Here is a 17,055-nt window from a genome sequence, read left to right as displayed (position 1 = left end):
GACTGATGCCGAAGCGAATCCCACACAGAAGTTCGGAGAACAAACGCGACATGCAGCTGCGGCGCCGACCGCATCCGTCGAGACCGTCATGACGCCCGAAGAAGTCGTCGCACTGCGCAAAGTCCACTTTTTCCCGTGTACCCAGCATTTCTATAAGAACCCGCCTGTGCTGGTCTCCGGTTCTATGCAGCATGTGAAGGACGGCGAAGGGAAGGTGTATACGGACTTCTTCGCGGGCGTATCCGTCGTTGCGACGGGTCACTGTAACCCCGCGATCGCCGAAGCGACAGTTCGTCAGGCGCGCAAGCTTCAGCATACGACCACGATCTATCTGACCGAGCCTTCCGCCAAACTCGCCAAACGGATATCGGAGCTATTGCCTGCTTATCCGCGCGTCTTTTTCTGCAACAGCGGCTCGGAAGCGAACGATGGCGCTTTGGTGCTGGCGCGTCGGCACACGAAGCGCAGAGGCTTTATCTCGCTGACCGAATCGCTGCACGGCCGAACTTCGCTGACGACAAGCGTGACCGGCCTGCAAATGTGGCGGACCGATCCGTTCCCGGATGACCATGTCTACTTCATTCCTCGTCCATATGAGTATGGCCTTGATCCGCAGGAAGCGGCGGAACGTTCCTTGAGTGCGTTGGAAGACGTATTGCGCGAAGCCGGCGACAACATCGCGGCGATGATCATCGAACCGATTCAAGGTAATGGCGGAATGATCGTCATGCCGGAAGGCTATCTGGCCCGCGCGAAAAAAATGCTGGAATCCTACGGCGTGCTGCTGATCGCGGACGAGATTCAAACCGGCTTCGGGCGTACCGGACAGCTGCTCGCTTCACAGCAGCTTGGCGTGCAGGCCGATATCGTGACGATGGCAAAAGCGCTCGGCGGAGGCATTCCGATCGGCGCGTTCGCGGCGACGGAAGAAGTCGCGGCTTCGCTCAACGTGCCTTCGGCTTCGACGTTCGGCGGCAATCCAATCTCGGCCGAAACGGCGCTGGCGGTGCTGGATTATATCGAGAAGGAACAGCTACCGGAACGCGCGGCACGTTTGGGTTCGGCGCTGAAGCTCGGTTTGGAACGTATGCGCGTCTTTTACCCGCATATCGTATCCGAAGTGCGCGGACTTGGTTTGATGCTGGGAGCCGAACTGTACGCGGAAGATCCGGCTTATGGCGCAATGATGACGGATCGGGTGCTGGAAGAAATGAAAGACCGCGGCTTCCTGATCGGCAAAAACGGCGTGTCCCGCAACGTACTGGCGTTCCAACCTCCGGTCGTGATCGAAGCGTCGGACATCGAGCTGATGCTGGAAGCGCTGGATGCCGTACTGGGAGCGATTGAACAAGAACGGCTTACGGCAATCGAACAGGAACAAGGCGGAGACAGCGAAGCTTCTGCGCCAAACGGTCAGCCATGAGTGCGGCGATCCGGAGTGCTTTTCTAAAAACACGCGATTTCGGTTCGTTGGTCATGTTCTCGCATACGCTGTTTTCGCTGCCTTTCGCGATCATTTCGATTGTATGGGCAGCGGGCGGCGTGCCTTCATGGCGCGTTATTCTCTGGTCGCTGATCGCCCTCGTCGCCGCCCGCAACGGCGCGAACGCGTTCAATCGGTTGGCGGACCGCGAGTTCGACGCAGCCAACCCTCGCACCGCCCATCGGCATTTGCCGCAAAAGCTGCTTGGCGTGCGCGAAGTCTGGATCTTTGTCGTCGTCAATTACGCGATCTTTATCGTGGCGGCGGGGATGCTGAATACGCTCTGCCTGATCCTGTCTCCGGTCGCGATCTTCCTGATTTCGTCGTATTCGTATACGAAACGCTTTACGTGGCTGAGCCATTTGTATCTAGGATTTACGATTGCGTCCGCACCGATTGGGGCCTGGTTCGCGGTGACCGGATCCTTCGCGTTTACGCCGTTCATACTCGGTACGATCGTGATGTTGTGGATCGGCGGGTTCGATATTTTATACGGAACGCAGGATATTGATTTTGATCGGAAGCAGGGGTTGTATTCGATTCCGAGTACTTTCGGATTGAAGCCTGCGCTGTATATCTCGCGTTTCCTGCATGCGGTGATGATCGGATTGCTGTTGTTCTTGTTCGTTTTCCGCGATCTGGGTTGGCTGTATCTGATCGGGATCGTGCTGGCTGCATTCCTGCTGATGCTAGAACACGGGATCGTTAAACCGCACAATCGACGGCTCATGAAGATCGCTTCGTACAACCTGAACCAAGTGGTCAGTATGCTGATTCTGTTGTTTACGATGCTGGATTATTTCCTATAGAACTCATCGAGGGTTGAAAAGGAAGCTGTACTCGGGATATGAAAAAAGACTTCAACGTTCGCGACAAAGCGGAACGTGAAGTCTTTTGTTCGTTTCAAGCACCCCGGATTCAGATCGTAAATTGTCCCACTCGTTCACTTAACCGATCCGCCAATGCGTTCTGCTCTTGCGACGAATGTTCGGTCTGCTGCAAAGCCGCCGAGATGCCGGACAAACTGGCGTTAATTTCTTCCACGTTATCGACGGTGCGCACGGAGAGGCCGGTGACGAATTCGATCACTTTACCGATATCCTGGACGGAATGGCCGACGGTCTCCGCCGATTCGTTGACCGCCGAGGCGATGCCGTGCATGCGCTGCGCCTCCTCTTCATGGCTGGCGCTGGTTTGTAAAAGCATCCCGAACTGCGGTTTCACTTCCTGTTCCATATAATCCAGTACGTTTCGGGAGCTGGAAGACAGGTCGGTGAAGACCTGGCGGATCTGCGCGACGATCTGATCGACATTGCCGACAGCCGCCCCGGATTGCTCGGCCAGCTTTTTCACTTCTTCCGCGACTACGGCAAAGCCTTTGCCTTCTTCGCCGAATCGCGCGGCTTCGATCGAAGCATTCAAAGCAAGAATCCCCGTTTGGACCGCAATGTTCCGGATCGCCGAGGCAATCGTCTCAATCTCGTCGACCACTTTTTCCCGTTCAACGGCTTGCATGATTTCGCTATGGCGCTGCGCATACATGTCGTCGGCTTTGCGAATCGATTGGAGCAGTTCGGCTTTGGTTTCTTTGGCATGACTGCGAATCTGTTCGGAAGCTGCTGCCGCGTGACTGGCCCGGTCCAGCAGTACGTCCACCGATTGTCGGATGCTTTCCGTAGCGGCCGACGCTTCTTCCATATGCGCGCTGAGCGATTCCGTCTCGCCGGCCAGTGCCGAAGCGGAGTCGTTGATCTGCTGAATCGAAGTCGAAGCATGGCTGACCGAGCCGAGCAGTCCCGCACTCGATGCGTTCATGGAACGGGAACTGTCCGAGATATCGCCGAGCAGCTCCTGTACATTACCGACCGCTTGATCGAGGGAAAAGGCCAATTGGCTGATATCGTCGCTGCCTTTGAAGTCCAGTTTTTTAGAGAAGTCGCCTCTTCCTAAGTTTTCCGCGTGAGCCATGACTTTTTTCAAACGTTTCAGAATCAACCGGTCATACATAAGCACGATCAGAAAAGAGCAGATGATGATGTTGAGCACTGCCGAGATTGCGACACCGAAAGAGCCGTCCAGAAAATACGTGCCGACGCCCATCTGCTCCAGCGCTTTTTTGCCATGATACATGGAGTTGTTGATGATGCCTCCGATGTTAGAGCTTGCCATTTGTACGATCAGCACGACAATCACCAATTTGAATTGGATGGAATTGAAACGTTTGGACGGCTTTTTGTTGGTCACGGTCTTGATCTCTCCCTCAATAGTGTTTAGGCTTTGGCTCGGTCGCGCAGCGGGTTGAAGCCGGAGGCCACGCATCCCCCATCGCATAGAATGTCGGTTCCGGTCAGATAAGCAACCTTGTTTCCCGCGCAAAAGGCGAGCAGATAAGCCGCTTCCTCCACACGTCCGAACCGCGGGATTGCGCAGTATTTGGTGTACAAGGAGGCGGTTTCCTTTTCGACTTCGCCCATCGGGGTATCGAATGATCCCGGCGAGACGGATAGGACGCGTATTCCTTTTGCTCCGAATCTTGCGGCCTCGCGTTCTGCGTAGTGAATGACGAAGTGTTTGGAAATGCCATAGGCAACCTCCGAGCGAAGCCGAACCGGGAACAGGTTGACGCGTGCCATCATTTTGCGCAGGAAAAGTTCCCCGTTGACGTTTGCCAGCCGATATTTGCGAATGGGTAAAATAAAGCGCGGAATCAGGTGTCCGGCCATTGAAGCCACGTCGACCAGACAGGACCCTTTTTCAAGCACGTCATAAAAAGCTGCGTGAACATGCAAAGTGCCGATCGCATTCGCTGTCATGATCTCCAGTGGGTTGCCCATATGAGGAGACATGCCCGCTGCATGAATGACCGAAGCGATCGGCCCGATGCTTCGCGCATAGGCGGCCAGACGGCGGACTTCTTCGGCAGAAGCGATATCGCAGACTACGGCTTCGGCCTGAATGCCTTCGGCTTGCAGTTCTCGTACCGCTTCTTGAAGCTTGGATAAAGTACGGCCTGCGATGACGATGTACTGGTTTTCTTGTCCGATTAGCTTGGCGGTAGCGAGCCCCATTCCGCCGCCGCCGCCGGTAATGACGCATACTTGCTGCATGTTCATCCACCCGTTTCTGTTCAGGATTAATTCGGCTTGGGCCTTGAATGCTGAAGTCATCATAAGCTCGGTGGGTAAACTCAAGCTAAACAAAACGGAAGGAACATGGCGGGGCGGCGCTGCGTTAAGATCGGAGGTTTGGGAAAATAAAAAAAGACGCGTGCAGGGTGCGCGTCTTTTGAAAAGGTTTAATGAATATGTTCGTTATATCAATTCTGGCTCTCGCTGAGGAAACGACGGATGCCGGAGGTTACGAGATCGTGGTCTTCTTGATCGGGGAGGCCCGATACGGTGACGGTTCCGATTAAGCCTTCTCCGGCTACGATCAGCGGGAAAGCTCCGCCGGCGAGTACAAATTCATTGTCGCTGAGTCCGAAGTCTGCCGACAAGGTCTTGTTTTCGCTGCGAAGCTGGAGTGCGGTGTGCCAGGAGCTTTTGACGAAGCGTCCGACGGTATTGTTTTTGCGCCGAATCCAGTCTTCGTTTTCCGGCGAGGTGCCTTCCATCGCGTGCAGGAAAAGGCGATGTCCTTTGCGAGTGATGTCTACCGTAACTTTTTTGTCGGTTCGACGTGCTTCTTCAATCAAAGTCAAACCTAATGCAAGCGCTGTTTCCGCGTCAAAAGCGCGAAACCGTAATTCTTCTTCTTCCTGCCGCATTTGCGCCAGCTGTTCGTCTGTAGTCATGGGGTGAGTAGCTCCTTTATTATGTGCTGAGATGTGGGGTATTCGACGCGGGGAGAGTGATTTCCTTTTATCGCTCCGGGTTGTTTTCCTACGGAAAGCCAAAAGTCGCTCTAAAAGGAAATCACTCTCCTGGTGGTTTGTCTCATTCTAATGATGGTTTGAGTGAGTTTGAAACGCATACGGTTTAAATGCGATTCAGACTCACTCAAAGCTACATCTGATTGAGACAAACTTTTGGGACGGAGGTATTCATTGGGGAGAGGTAGGGAACAGGCTCGTTCCTTTGGAACATCGCTGGAAAGGAGCAGTTGCTTGGTTGCATATCGTTGCGAGAGTTAGGGAGAAGCGAGGGAGTTACGGATTATCGAATTTTAGGCGACAGCAGGCAGGATTTTTGTAACGGGCGAAGTTTAACGGATCGAGGGGACGCTTAGCGCGCAAAATTCGGGTTCGGGAGTTTTTAACGGATACAGATGACGCTTAGCAGGTAAAAGTAGGGTTTTGAGGGTTCGAAAAGCACGGTTTTCTTCGCTAAGCGTCGCGTGGATCCGTTAAAACTCGCCGGACGTTCAAAAAGCTGCTCTAAAGGAATGACGATCCGTTAAAAAATGCCCTGCTGCGATATTTTGCATTTAGTTTAGCCTGTAATCTAAACCAAAAGCCGACGGTATAGGGTCCGTCGGCCTTTTGGGTTTGCTTCTGAAGTTCCGGTTTTTGAAGTCGGCCGACCGGGCGGAGGGGAGTGGGTGAAGGGCGCCTTTGAAATCGGGAAGCTTCCGCTGTAATTCGATCCCGCTTCCCGGTTGAGACAGCGCCCGGAACGCACTCCCCCGAAGCCCCGCCGGAGGCGAAAAAACGAACAGTAACTTCGCCCCGGAAGCCGCCTCGCCGCTTCCCCTCTAAAACGTCCGCCCGCCGAAATAGTCGGCCAAAGACAACAGATCAGCCTGGGCGGCATAATCGCCCAGAGAGAGAGCGATATCGCGGGCGCGTTGCAGTTCTGCGTCGCAGAATGCCTCGGCGCGTTTTAGAGCACCGCTCGTGCGGATTTGTTCCAGCAGGGGCTGGATGTCTTCCGGCTTCGTATGCGGGCCTACGCTGCGAATTTGCGCAGCAAGCTGCGCGTCTTCGAGCGCGTATAGCACAGGAAGGGTAACTTGGCCGCCGAGCAGATCGCTTCCCGCCGGCTTGCCGAGCTGCTTCGCCGAAGCAGTGAAGTCGAGCAGGTCGTCCCGGATTTGGAACGACAGGCCCAAATGCTCGCCGAACCGATACAGGCTTTGGCAGACGGGTTCCGGGGCTCCGGCGGCTCTGGCACCGAATTCGAGGGAGACGGCCATGAGGTGGGCGGTTTTGTGCCTGGACTTCAACAGATAATCATCCAGGCTCATGTTGTAGTTGTAGGCATGTTCCAATTGTTCGTATTCGCCCAGGCACAGTTCCGCAGTCGCGACGGCGGTGAAGCTTTGTCGATCGCCTTCCGGCTCTTCGTCCACTTGGGATAACAGCTCGACAACGCGTGCCGACATATAGTTGCCGACATAGACTGCTTTTGCCGGACCGATAAGCATGTGCAGAGAAGGCTCCCCACGCCGCAGCGGCGAGCGGTCGATCAGGTCGTCGTGAATCAGCGAGGCGGTGTGAATGAATTCGGCAGCCGCGGCAAGCTGTACGATTCGGTTGTCGTTCGGACGCCTGCCGAAGCGGCTTCCGACCATGACCAGCATCGGGCGCAGCCGTTTTCCGCCTGCGTTGATCGTTTGCAACAGGGATTTTTCCAGTTCCGAATGAGGCGGCACATCCTTGTCGTGCTTCACGATCCGCTTCATCTCCCGATCGATCCGGCGCAGGTCGATTCGTAACTTTTTGTGCAACGGCATGCCTAATTCGCCTCCTTATGATTCAGAAGGATTTGCTCGAAGGCCGACAGAAGAGGAACTTGTTCGTCTTGGTCTAGCGCGCGGGCAATTTGGATTTTTTTGACGAACGGAGACAAGTCGCGGAGCAATGATTCTTCCTTGCATTTTAAGGCATATTGAATGTAGAGACTATACAGATAATCGCCGTCCAGGATGCGGCGGGTCAGTTCTGCATCGTCCAACTCCAGCGGCTCGGAATGTCGAGCGAACGCTGAGGCCAAAAGCGTATAGATCGCCAACAGTCTCGGTCGCCGCAGCGGTTCTACGCCGCAGCGTTCGAAGGCGGTTAACGCTTCGACAAGCACCGACTTTTCCGGTTTGAGGCGGATGCGCGTGACCGGGTCGATCTCGGCCTGAAGGCGTTCCAGCGCTTCCCGGATCATTATGTCGTTCATTGAAGCACCCCTTGACGGACTAACAAAATACCGAATCGGCTGATATACCGTGTTCACTCGGATTCCCCCACATTATGAGACAAATTCGTTGATTATGCAAAGCGTAACTGTTAGGTCGGTTTGAAAAAAAGCGGGGTCATGTGCGTCGTAAGCTGCACATGACCCCGCCCGTAACGCAAAGTCGGTTGGTTATAGCGATTCCGTTATCGAAACGCCTCAGTCGTCGGTATAAAGATACCAGCGTTTGGCAAACCAGGTTTTCTTCCAATGTTTCTTGAGCCATGGCAGGACGTAGTAGTCCAGGCCGAAGATGCTTCCCGATCCGCCGATAAGAGCGAATGCCGCGAACCAGTACCACCACATGTCGGTCGGCGCCATGCCGGACGACCAAATCATGAGGCCCATCGCGATCGTTGCGAGCGAAGCAATCGCGGAGAACAGACCGGCGATCAGCATCAAGCCGAAGATGATTTCAGCGGCGACCATGCCGATTTGGAAAGCGGTAGCGAGCCATGTATAGCCGCCGTCGCCCGTGTAGAACATCAGGTTCATCATCGATTGAACCATATCCGATACGAAGCCTGGAACCGGAATCGCCGTAACGGCTTCGCCAGCGGTTTGAACCGCGGAAGCGGCTGCTTGAGCGTCGACCGTATCGGCAACGTTGCCCACCGCTTGAGAAGCGGCGCTGACGACGTCCGCACGCGGGTCAGCCGGGATCAGGAAAATTTTATTCGGATCGTCAATAATCTTCTGAAGCTTATCCCAACCTTCATGCAGCCACATCCAGCCGACGAATACGCGAAGCGGAACGAGCCAGAAGTTCGGCGAGCGCTTCGAGAAGTGTCCGCCCAGGAAGGTGCGGCGATCGTGGGCATGGAAGACTTCATGCATCATGTACGTCCAGACTTTATTGAAGCCCAGGACCGTGCACAGGTACAGAACGTTGATGGCATGCTTGGCGAACATCGCGAACAGTCCGGTAAGAGGGAAGAATTTGCCCGGCAGACCTACGCTTGCGACGCCGTAGCGGCTGCCGATCGATACCATCGTACCGTGGAAAGCCGGTTTGTATTCTTTTTTCGTACCGCCTTTGATATCGGCCGTGATATTGTGCGCGATCAGCGGTGCGGCGTGCTCGGCGTTTTCGACCATCTGCGGAACCGGACGCTCTTCGCCTTCCGGAATGAAGAAGATATTGTCGCCGACGACGTAGACGTTTTCGTGATCCAAACTTTGCAGATGCGCATTCGTTTCGATCCGTTTGCGGCCTTTTTGTTGAACGTCCAGCTTATCGAGAATGCCCGCGCCTTCGACGCCTGCCGTCCAGATGACCGTACGGGCAATCAGCTTTTGATCGCCGAGGTCGACGCCCGTTTCGGATACGCCGGTGATTTGCTTGCCGACAATGATCTCGATGTCCATCTTTTTCAGACGTTTTTCGGCTTTGGCAATCAGGTTATCCGGCAGCAGAGGCAGGATCTTCGGTGCCATATCGGCAACGATCATGCGAACTTCGGATTCTTCGATGAAGAACTCGCGGCACAACTCTTTGCGGTATTCGGCCATTTCGCCGATCAGCTCGACGCCGGTGAAGCCTGCTCCTACCACGACGAATGACAGTTTTTCGCGACGAATCGCTTTGTCGGTTTCTTTCGAAGCTTCGGTGAACATCTGGCGGAAGCGATCTTTCAGTTTCACGGCATCGTCGTAAGACCATAGCGTGTAGCTGTTTTCTTCAGCGCCTTGAATACCGAAGAAAGTAGGTTTGGAACCTGTTCCGATGACGAGATAGTCATACGCGTAGGAAGACCGTTTCCCCTGTAGAGACTGTGCATTGAAGTCAATGTTCTCTACTTCATCGAGGACTACGTCGACCTTGAGGCCGGCAAAAATCTTTTTGAGATCCATTTTGACCGCATCTTCGGAAGTCCGGTTTGCCGCGACCTCGTGGAGCTCGGTCAACATGGTGTGATAAGGATTGCGGTCAATCAGTTGAATCTGTACATCGTCATTTTTTTTAAAGTTTTTCGCTAATTTTTTTGCAGTCAGAACGCCGCCGTAACCGCCGCCCAATACGACTATCTTCTTCATCAGGAAAACCAACCTTTCCGTTGACGGACTTCGCGCGCCCGCCGGCCTTCGCGATCGCTCGCGAGGGGCAGGCGGCAGCCCGTCCGTTGTTTCAGATTAAAATATGCAAATGTATTCGTTGCGAGACAGGCAGCTTCGATTACTTCGCGCCTGCCAGAGCTTCTTCGGCCAATTTGAGGTAAGAGCCGATATGGATGGATACGCCGCTGATTGCGTCCGTTTTGCCGTCTTCGGTCGTTTCGACAGCCGTCGGATCTTGCTTCTCGATCAGGTACTGTTCGGTTTTTTCGGCTTGTTCGTGCCATTCGGAAGAAGCGCCGCCCGCTTTCATGCCGTACTTGCCGTCCTTGGAGTTCGTTTTCTTGTCTTCGCCGGCCGCGTTCACGCCGCTGAAGTTAACGGCCACGATTTTGCCGGCGGCAACGGTCACGTCAACCGTTTCTTTCCAACCGCTTTCCGCATCGAAATCGGCTGCTTCCGCATGGTAAGCGCCATCCTTATAAGGGCCGGCTTCAACCGGTCCGGCTGCCAGCGCTTTTGCGGCAAGCTCAGTGAAATCATTCACGTGTACGGACACGCCGGATACGACATCCGTATGTCCTTCGGCGTCAGTCGTGATTTTCGCCGGATCTTGGTTGTCGATCAGGTATTGTTCGATCTTCTCGGCTTGTTCGTGCCACTCGGAAGAAGCGCCGCCTGCCTTCATGCCGTACTTGCCTTCTTCGGAAGAAGTTTTCTTGTCGAGACCCGCGTTGATGCTCGATGCGCTCCATGTTGCATCCGTGATTTTGCCGCCTTCGACTTGAAGGATCACGTAAGGCTGCCAACCGGAGTTCGCGTCCATTTCGCCTTGCGCGAAGTACATGCCGTCTTGCAGATCGGATGTTGCTTCAGCAGGTTCGGCTGCCGTTTCGGCCGGCTCCGTTGTTTCGGTAGTTGCCGCCGGTTCCGCCGCTGTTTCTGTTTGCGCTGCCGGTTCCGCTGTTGTTGCCGTTTCGTTGTTGCTTCCGCATGCTGCCAATACGCCCAACAACAGCACGCTGCACATCATGATAGACCAATGTTTTTTACCCATTCCTTAACCCCTCCGTCATTGTCTGAATGAATCGTTCCGAACGATCAACGATTTACCGAAAACGATTCCGTCAGAGCGGTGTTCAACCGGCTAAAATGCTCCGGAATGCGGATGCTGCGTGGGTTCCTTCTCCGTCCGTCACCGTTTTCGATATCAGAATAACATACAATTTGAAGTATTCATGTGATAATAATCACAAAGTATGTGGCATATGTCTCATTCTGCGCGTTCCGTGTCGAATTTCGATTTTTTTCACCCCATGCTTACGGCTTTAACGACCCTTGTCCGGATTCAGCAAATGGAAGCCAGGGTAATTCAAATTAAACCGATTTCCAATTAGTTAGGAGCTGACCTCATGACCAATCCAATCGAAACCAAAGTGATTAAAGGCAGATGGAATCAGACGCAGCACGAGGCGAAGAAACAATGGAGCAAACTGACGGAAGCGGACTTGGAGTATATAAACGGAGACAAGGAAAAGCTGATCGAGAAAGTTCGCGAGCGCTACGGGCATGATGCCGAAGCGGCCGAATTGGAATACAAGTCTTGGGCGTCCGCGCTCACGACGGGCAGCGATCGCTAATATAAGGACAAACGACCAATCGGCGTCCGCACCGGGTAGAAGCGGAATTAAGCGGAAGCCGTGCGGGATCACGGGTTGAAATCCGGAAGCAGAAGAGAGGGGACGCAGCCATGGTGGAATCTCATGTCGTATCCGGCAGGATTATCGAGCAGCGCGGCCATGTCGTCATTACCGTTCAAGGCGGACTTGTAAGCTCCTATGACCTTCGTTATTACAAACTTCCGGAAGGAGAGACGACGGAAGGCGAAAGGGCGGAGAATAACCTTCGTTCAGTCGCTTTTCCCGTTGTGCTTTCCAAGTGGAAACGCCAGGCGTTCTCCGCTCCCAAAAAACATGGAAACAAAAAGAGTGCCCACCGCGCCTGACGGCGCGGTCGCACTCTTTTTTTGAGCCTTTATAAAGGAAGCATCTCTACAGCATCCCGCTGTTCCAGTGCCTCGACCATCTCGGTCCACTGCGCGGGCTTCGGTTCTAAAACGCTGTAATACGTGCGCAGGAACTTGGCAATGAAGCTTCCGGGGAGGGATGAAGTGTCTTCATAAGGCAGGAAGCATAGGTCAAGACCGCCAACGGCTTCGCCGTCGCCCTGCCAGGAAGGATGCACATAGCCGAAGTTCAGACGACGATAGCCCAGATGGGCCAATACTTCGCGGCGAACAAACGGATCCATCGGTTTTACGCTGCCAAATTCATGCTCCTGCGATTGATAGGGATCATAAATTTCGGCAAACATGCCTTTGAGCATTCCGCCTGCTTCGCTAGCCAGTCTTCTCAGATCAGCTTCGCGACGGTTAGCCAGGAAAGGCCCGATTCCGAGCCCGGAGCGACCGATGATCGTAAAATCAGTCATGGCAATATCGTCTTCCGCATAATATCGATACTCTGTGGCACCTACGACTTCCCCGTCATGCACGGCCACGAATACTCGAATGCCGGGATCTTGCAGCGGTTCTTTCCAAAGATCGAACGCCAGCACTTCCTCCGGCGGGAAAATTTCACTCATCAGCCGATGCAGCCCTGCAAAGAGCGGATCGGCAATATCGGTTACTCTCGTGTATTCCATTCGACGATTCCTCCTTTATATTGAAACGGGTTGCGCCATTCCATCAACAAAGCATGATTGGCCGATTCCTCATCGTCCAGATAATCGGGCACGACGGCAAGCGGCGTGCGTCCGCAGTGGAGCAAAAAGCCGATAACCGGATCGCGTCGGCGTCCGTGCAGCACGTCGTCTACATAACGCTCGGGCGTGACTTCATGCTGCACCGCGCCGTATCCGGGCATTCTCCCCCCGCCAAGCAGACGAGTGAGTCCCAATGCGACCACAAGCTCATAGGCCGATTGAAGCATTTGTTTGCCCAATCCGAGACCGCGCGCGGCAGGAGAGACGCTGATATCGACGACATATAGAGTATCGCCTGCCGCGTCGTGGGTGCCAATGTACCCGTTATCTGTCATTTCAGCCCAGCTATGCTCAGCGTGTGCCGGGTCAAAAGACGTAATCATGGTAGTCAGCGATCCGACCAGACGCCCATCGACTTCCGCGCATAATGCGCCTGCCGGGAATCTTTCCATGTGTTGAAGTAGTTGTTCCCGGTTCCACCACAGCTCGGATGGATAGGGCGGCGGGAAGCATTCGCGCTGAATCTCGATCAGAGCTTCAATGTCCGGCTCCGCATAGTTGCGAATGCGTAATCGCTCGGGATGTCCATTTCGGAAAACATAGCAGCTTTTTTCGTAGATCACCGTTTCGCTCATGGGGGACCTCAGGACCAATCCGTATACAGATCCGTGCGGCGGTCTCGCCATGTCGTGACCGAACCTTTTTCTCGTACCTGATCCAAAAGACTGAGATCCAAGTCGGCTACGATAATCATGTCATCGTTGATTTCGCCTTCGGCGACAATGCCTTTGGGCGGGAACGGGACATCATTCGGCGAAAGGACGGCGGCTTGACCGAAGTTCCCGCGCATAAAGTCGACAGTCGGCAGAGAGCCTACAGTACCCGTCGTCACGATGTAGATCTGGTTCTCGATCGTGCGCGCGTGGCAGCAATAGCGGACGCGATGGAAACCGTGCCGATCGTCCGTGCAGGATGGGCAAAAGATCACGTCGGCGCCTTTGGCACGTGCCATGCGGACGATCTCCGGGAACTCGATGTCATAACAGGTCAACATCGCGATGGTGCCTTTTTCCGTCTGGAAAACGGTCAGTCCGTCGCCTTTGGCCATATTCCATTCATGGACCTCGGTCGGCGTGATATGGATTTTCTCTTGCGTTTCTACCCGTCCGTCCGGATAGAACAGGTGGGCCGTATTGTAAAGCTTGCCCTCCCGGCGCACCACATGCGTGCCTGCGATGATGTGCATGTCCGAGCGGGCAGCGAGGTCGCGAAACAAATCCAGGTACGCCGACGTATAATCAGGGAGACTTTCGATTCCGCGGGCATTGCCCTGCTCGTCCGGGATGGATAGCAACTGCGTCGTGAAAAATTCGGGGAACAGCAAAAATTCGGTTTCGAACTCTTGAGCGGTTTTGACATAGTGTTCCGCCTGCGCCGCAAACTCGTCGAAGGACGAGATCGAATGCAGGTGATATTGCACGGCGGCTGCGCGCATTTTCATTGGCGTGAAACCTCCTTGAATTCAAGATAGCTTCATCATAGCAAATTCGGGGGCGACGCGGAAATGTTAGGAAAACACTTATCAAACCCGCTTTTTTCTTGACAAAAAATGTATCGTGTATAAAAATAAAAGATCATACGTTCGAAAAAAGGTGAATATATCCGCAACCGAAACTTCGTGGTATGATGGGGCCAACAATGCCGGAGCGGGAGATCCAGGAAACAGAGGCGAAGAGATGGAATTTTCCAAAATGTTCATTCAAAACATGGCGGTTCTCGTTACGTTTGCTTATATCGCCAATCTCATCTACAAATATGCGATTTACCGCACGTCGGGTGTCGTGAAATACATAGGTTCGGTTTTGTTGTTGATCGCAGGCGGCTGGTCCGCTACGTTTTTCGGTTTTGAATTGCGCGAAGGCATTATTTTCGATATGCGCATCGTTCCGCTATTGATTGCCATATTCGTGTATCAACGTCCGCCTGTCGTCTTTGTCGTCGGGTTAGGCATCGGATTGACGCGTTTTGCTTTCGGTTTTACCGACGCGGCGTTGGCCGGTTTTATTAATTTGACGATTTTGGGCCTCGTGGGAGCGTTACTGAATAGTTGGCTCCGCGGCGTGAACTGGAGCTTTTTGCGGCAGGCGGCCGTTGCGCTTGGCGTCATGAACGTGCTGAATTGCGTGAACATCGCGATTTTCGGCGTTATTCCCGCGGATGAATATCTGCTGCATATCTTGCCGTACACGCTGCCGACCAGCCTGTTGTTGTGTTCGTTCTTCGCTTTTATCCTGAGGGATTTTCAAAAGGATCAGCATCGTGCCGTCGAACTAGGCAAATTGAATCGGCTGCTTCGTCAGCAAACGGAGGAGCTCGAGAAAAACAAAGCCGTTTTGGAAGATCGGGCCAAGCAGCTTCAGCTCGCCTCGCAGTACAAATCGGAATTTTTGGCCAATATGTCGCACGAGCTTCGGACACCCTTAAACAGCATCATCAATCTGGCGCAGTTCATCTCGGATTCGGCCGACGATACGAGCAGCGAGGAGATGCACCGCTACGGACAGCTCATTTTCCACTCGGGCGAGGATTTGCTCAAGATCATCAACGATATTCTCGATCTGTCCAAAGTCGAAGCGGGCAAGTTGGAAGTGGTCACCGAAGATATCAGTCTGGTCGAGATTCCGACTTGGGTCGGTCCGTATTTCGAGCTTACCGCCGAGCGCAAGCAGTTAACGTTCGATATCCGGGTGGAAGAGGACCTGCCTGATACGATCTGTTCCGACCCGCAGCGACTCCAGCAAATCTTGCGCAACCTGCTCGCGAATGCGTTCAAGTTCACGGAGACGGGCAAGGTGGAGCTGAATATCTACAAGGCCGAGGAGCCGCAGTTAAAAGGGGAATGGGTTGTATTTGCGGTCAGTGATACAGGTATCGGCATTGCGGCGGAGAAGCATTTTACGATCTTCGAAGCTTTTCAACAGGCCGATAGCACGGTGAGCAAAAAATACGGCGGAACGGGCCTCGGTCTGTCGATCAGTCGGGATTTGGCACGTTTGCTTGGCGGATTTATTCGGGTGGAGAGCGCGGAAGGAAAAGGCAGTACGTTTGAGCTGTTCTTGCCTCTTTCCTGAAAATGCGGGTTTCGCGATATCGGATGCCTATTTTGGCGCTGCCGAAATTCCCGGAATTTCTGTTCGAACGGTCCGACGAAACCCGTTTCATGCCGCTGCCGGATGATTCGTTTATCCGAGCTGCGGCTTTTTGTCGTTTTTCAGGAAGCTGATCGGCGGATTGCTGCTTGCGTTTTCCGTTACGGTTGGACGCCGGGTATTAATCGGAAAACGCACGGGCGCTTCATTGTTGCGACGTTTGACTAGACGAAAGACTGCGGGGGCTTGAAAAAAACTGATATTGTGATTTTGCGTGCTCGCAAGAGACGTCCGTCCTTCACGGACGGCTTGCGGGAAGGCGGTTCACCGCTTAAAATAGGCCTATATGCGAAGCGGAATAAAGCGTTTTAAACGCTTATTGGCCAGCAGATTATATTACAAGCCGAAAAGGATGGGATCACATGTCGAACACTAAAAAGCCAATCGTTACCGACCAAGCACCAAGCGCAATCGGACCTTACTCGCAAGCCGTTGCGGCGAACGGATTCATTTTTGCTTCCGGACAGCTTGGACTGGACCCTGCGACGGGCGAATTCCCGTCCGGCGGCGTTGAGGCGCAAGCCAAGCAATCGCTGGAAAATGTCCGCGCGCTGCTCGAAGCGGCGGGCAGCGGCCTGGACCGCGTCGTGAAAGCAACGATGTTCCTGAAAGACATGAACGATTTCGCGGCAGCAAACGCGGTGTACGGCACGTTCTTCAGCGAGCCTTTCCCGGCGCGCAGCACGATCGAAGTGGCTCGTCTGCCGAAGGACGCTCTTGTTGAAGTTGAAGTCATCGCGCTCGCCGAGTGATTTCGGGGGCGGCCTTTTGACTCGGCCGGGTTAGAAACCGGGCGTGCGGGAAGGCGGGGCGCGGGCTCCGGGTGTAGTTGTTTCGGTCGCGTGTTGCTTTTGGAAAATTGGAATGGTTGACTGATGGGTTTTTCCAAAAGCAAAGGCGAACGCTATAGCTTACGCTTACGATGTGACTTTCTTCGAAAGTCTTTAACTCCTACACAACTACACCCTGCGCCCACTGGGCCTTCCCTGGCCGGAGGTTTCTCCGGCCGAATCAAGCCGACTGCTTTATGCAGTCGGCTTCTTTTTTGTAGGGAGTGCAAAGATAAAGACGACAGGCGGCGGACGGGATGCCGCCTTTCGTCTTTTTTGGGTTTTGGGGAATTGACGGGAGGCCGAGCGTCTAAGGAAAGGGTTGAAATCTAACGGATCGAGGCGACGCTTAGAGGCTGTTTTGAGCGATTTGAAAATTCTAACGGATTCATATGACGCTTAGAGCAGGAATTGGCTTGATTTTTGCGGAAAAAGCGGGGAAATGAGTTTCTAACAGCAATACGATCCGTTAAAATCGCGAAGAGGGTTGATTTCGGCTTCTAAAGGACATAGAATCCGTTAGCCGAGCCGAGCCGAGCCGAGCCGAGCCG

16 protein-coding genes are annotated in these 17,055 nt (G+C 53.9%); 6 read left to right on the top strand and 10 right to left on the bottom strand.

Features of this window, described 5'->3' with window-relative positions; translation table 11 throughout:
* The first annotated feature begins 88 nt into the window (after positions 1 to 88).
* Positions 89 to 1,423, top strand: coding sequence for an aspartate aminotransferase family protein (locus SACSAC_RS07395; protein WP_084778431.1), 1,335 nt, complete (start codon positions 89 to 91; stop codon positions 1,421 to 1,423).
* Positions 1,420 to 2,292, top strand: a complete 873-nt coding sequence (locus tag SACSAC_RS07390; RefSeq protein ID WP_037285013.1) for a UbiA-like polyprenyltransferase — start codon at positions 1,420 to 1,422, stop codon at positions 2,290 to 2,292. The genes SACSAC_RS07395 and SACSAC_RS07390 overlap by 4 nt, the downstream gene beginning before the upstream one ends.
* Positions 2,293 to 2,401: 109 nt before the next feature.
* On the opposite strand, the gene SACSAC_RS07385 is transcribed toward SACSAC_RS07390, so the two are convergent.
* The 7 genes from SACSAC_RS07385 to SACSAC_RS07355 all read right to left on the bottom strand — a co-directional run bounded on the left by SACSAC_RS07385 (position 2,402) and on the right by SACSAC_RS07355 (position 10,759).
* Complete coding sequence (locus SACSAC_RS07385) at positions 2,402 to 3,727, bottom strand: methyl-accepting chemotaxis protein (protein ID WP_037285011.1); 1,326 nt, start codon at positions 3,725 to 3,727, stop codon at positions 2,402 to 2,404.
* Positions 3,728 to 3,753: 26 nt separating this feature from the next.
* The gene (locus tag SACSAC_RS07380; RefSeq protein WP_037292302.1) at positions 3,754 to 4,590 is read right to left on the bottom strand and encodes an SDR family oxidoreductase; all 837 of its coding nucleotides are present in this window, start codon (positions 4,588 to 4,590) and stop codon (positions 3,754 to 3,756) included.
* A gap of 209 nt (positions 4,591 to 4,799) precedes the next feature.
* Positions 4,800 to 5,276 (bottom strand): heme-degrading domain-containing protein, encoded by a 477-nt coding sequence (locus SACSAC_RS07375; RefSeq protein ID WP_037285009.1) that lies wholly within the window; start codon positions 5,274 to 5,276, stop codon positions 4,800 to 4,802.
* An 899-nt stretch (positions 5,277 to 6,175) separates the two neighbouring features.
* Entirely contained in the window at positions 6,176 to 7,156 is a 981-nt protein-coding gene (locus SACSAC_RS07370) for a polyprenyl synthetase family protein (RefSeq protein ID WP_037285008.1), read from the bottom strand.
* A gap of 2 nt (positions 7,157 to 7,158) precedes the next feature.
* Positions 7,159 to 7,590: a hypothetical protein gene (locus SACSAC_RS07365; protein WP_037285006.1), complete on the bottom strand. Its 432-nt coding sequence runs from the start codon at positions 7,588 to 7,590 to the stop codon at positions 7,159 to 7,161.
* 216 nt (positions 7,591 to 7,806) lie between these two features.
* Positions 7,807 to 9,684, bottom strand: a complete 1,878-nt coding sequence (locus SACSAC_RS07360) for an FAD-dependent oxidoreductase (protein WP_037285004.1) — start codon at positions 9,682 to 9,684, stop codon at positions 7,807 to 7,809.
* A 139-nt stretch (positions 9,685 to 9,823) separates the two neighbouring features.
* On the bottom strand, positions 9,824 to 10,759 hold the full coding sequence (locus SACSAC_RS07355; RefSeq protein ID WP_037285002.1) for a hypothetical protein: 936 nt from the start codon (positions 10,757 to 10,759) through the stop codon (positions 9,824 to 9,826).
* A 355-nt stretch (positions 10,760 to 11,114) separates the two neighbouring features.
* On the opposite strand from SACSAC_RS07355, the gene SACSAC_RS07350 reads away from it, so the two are divergent.
* Entirely contained in the window at positions 11,115 to 11,342 is a 228-nt protein-coding gene (locus tag SACSAC_RS07350) for a CsbD family protein (RefSeq protein WP_211251331.1), read from the top strand.
* A 110-nt stretch (positions 11,343 to 11,452) separates the two neighbouring features.
* On the top strand, positions 11,453 to 11,707 hold the full coding sequence (locus SACSAC_RS07345) for a hypothetical protein (protein WP_037285000.1): 255 nt from the start codon (positions 11,453 to 11,455) through the stop codon (positions 11,705 to 11,707).
* 29 nt (positions 11,708 to 11,736) lie between these two features.
* Here SACSAC_RS07345 and SACSAC_RS07340 read toward each other — a convergent pair whose 3' ends face one another.
* The 3 genes from SACSAC_RS07340 to SACSAC_RS07330 are packed head-to-tail and all read right to left on the bottom strand — an operon-like array spanning position 11,737 to position 13,966.
* Positions 11,737 to 12,405, bottom strand: a complete 669-nt coding sequence (locus SACSAC_RS07340) for a hypothetical protein (RefSeq protein WP_037284999.1) — start codon at positions 12,403 to 12,405, stop codon at positions 11,737 to 11,739.
* Positions 12,387 to 13,100: a GNAT family N-acetyltransferase gene (locus tag SACSAC_RS07335; RefSeq protein WP_084777955.1), complete on the bottom strand. Its 714-nt coding sequence runs from the start codon at positions 13,098 to 13,100 to the stop codon at positions 12,387 to 12,389. Before SACSAC_RS07335 ends, SACSAC_RS07340 begins: the two co-directional genes overlap by 19 nt.
* Positions 13,101 to 13,108: 8 nt before the next feature.
* A complete protein-coding gene (locus SACSAC_RS07330) occupies positions 13,109 to 13,966 on the bottom strand; it encodes a carbon-nitrogen hydrolase family protein (protein WP_037284997.1) in 858 nt (285 codons plus the stop codon).
* Positions 13,967 to 14,201: 235 nt separating this feature from the next.
* On the opposite strand from SACSAC_RS07330, the gene SACSAC_RS07325 reads away from it, so the two are divergent.
* Both SACSAC_RS07325 and SACSAC_RS07320 read left to right on the top strand, forming a co-directional pair.
* A complete protein-coding gene (locus SACSAC_RS07325; RefSeq protein WP_037284995.1) occupies positions 14,202 to 15,596 on the top strand; it encodes an ATP-binding protein in 1,395 nt (464 codons plus the stop codon).
* Positions 15,597 to 16,036: 440 nt separating this feature from the next.
* The gene (locus SACSAC_RS07320) at positions 16,037 to 16,426 is read left to right on the top strand and encodes a RidA family protein (RefSeq protein ID WP_037284993.1); all 390 of its coding nucleotides are present in this window, start codon (positions 16,037 to 16,039) and stop codon (positions 16,424 to 16,426) included.
* Positions 16,427 to 17,055 lie beyond the last annotated feature (629 nt).

The organism is Saccharibacillus sacchari DSM 19268 (assembly GCF_000585395.1).
Lineage (GTDB): Bacteria > Bacillota > Bacilli > Paenibacillales > Paenibacillaceae > Saccharibacillus > Saccharibacillus sacchari.
Note: the sequence above shows the minus strand (reverse complement) of the source record. Positions and strands in the feature narration are given on the sequence as shown.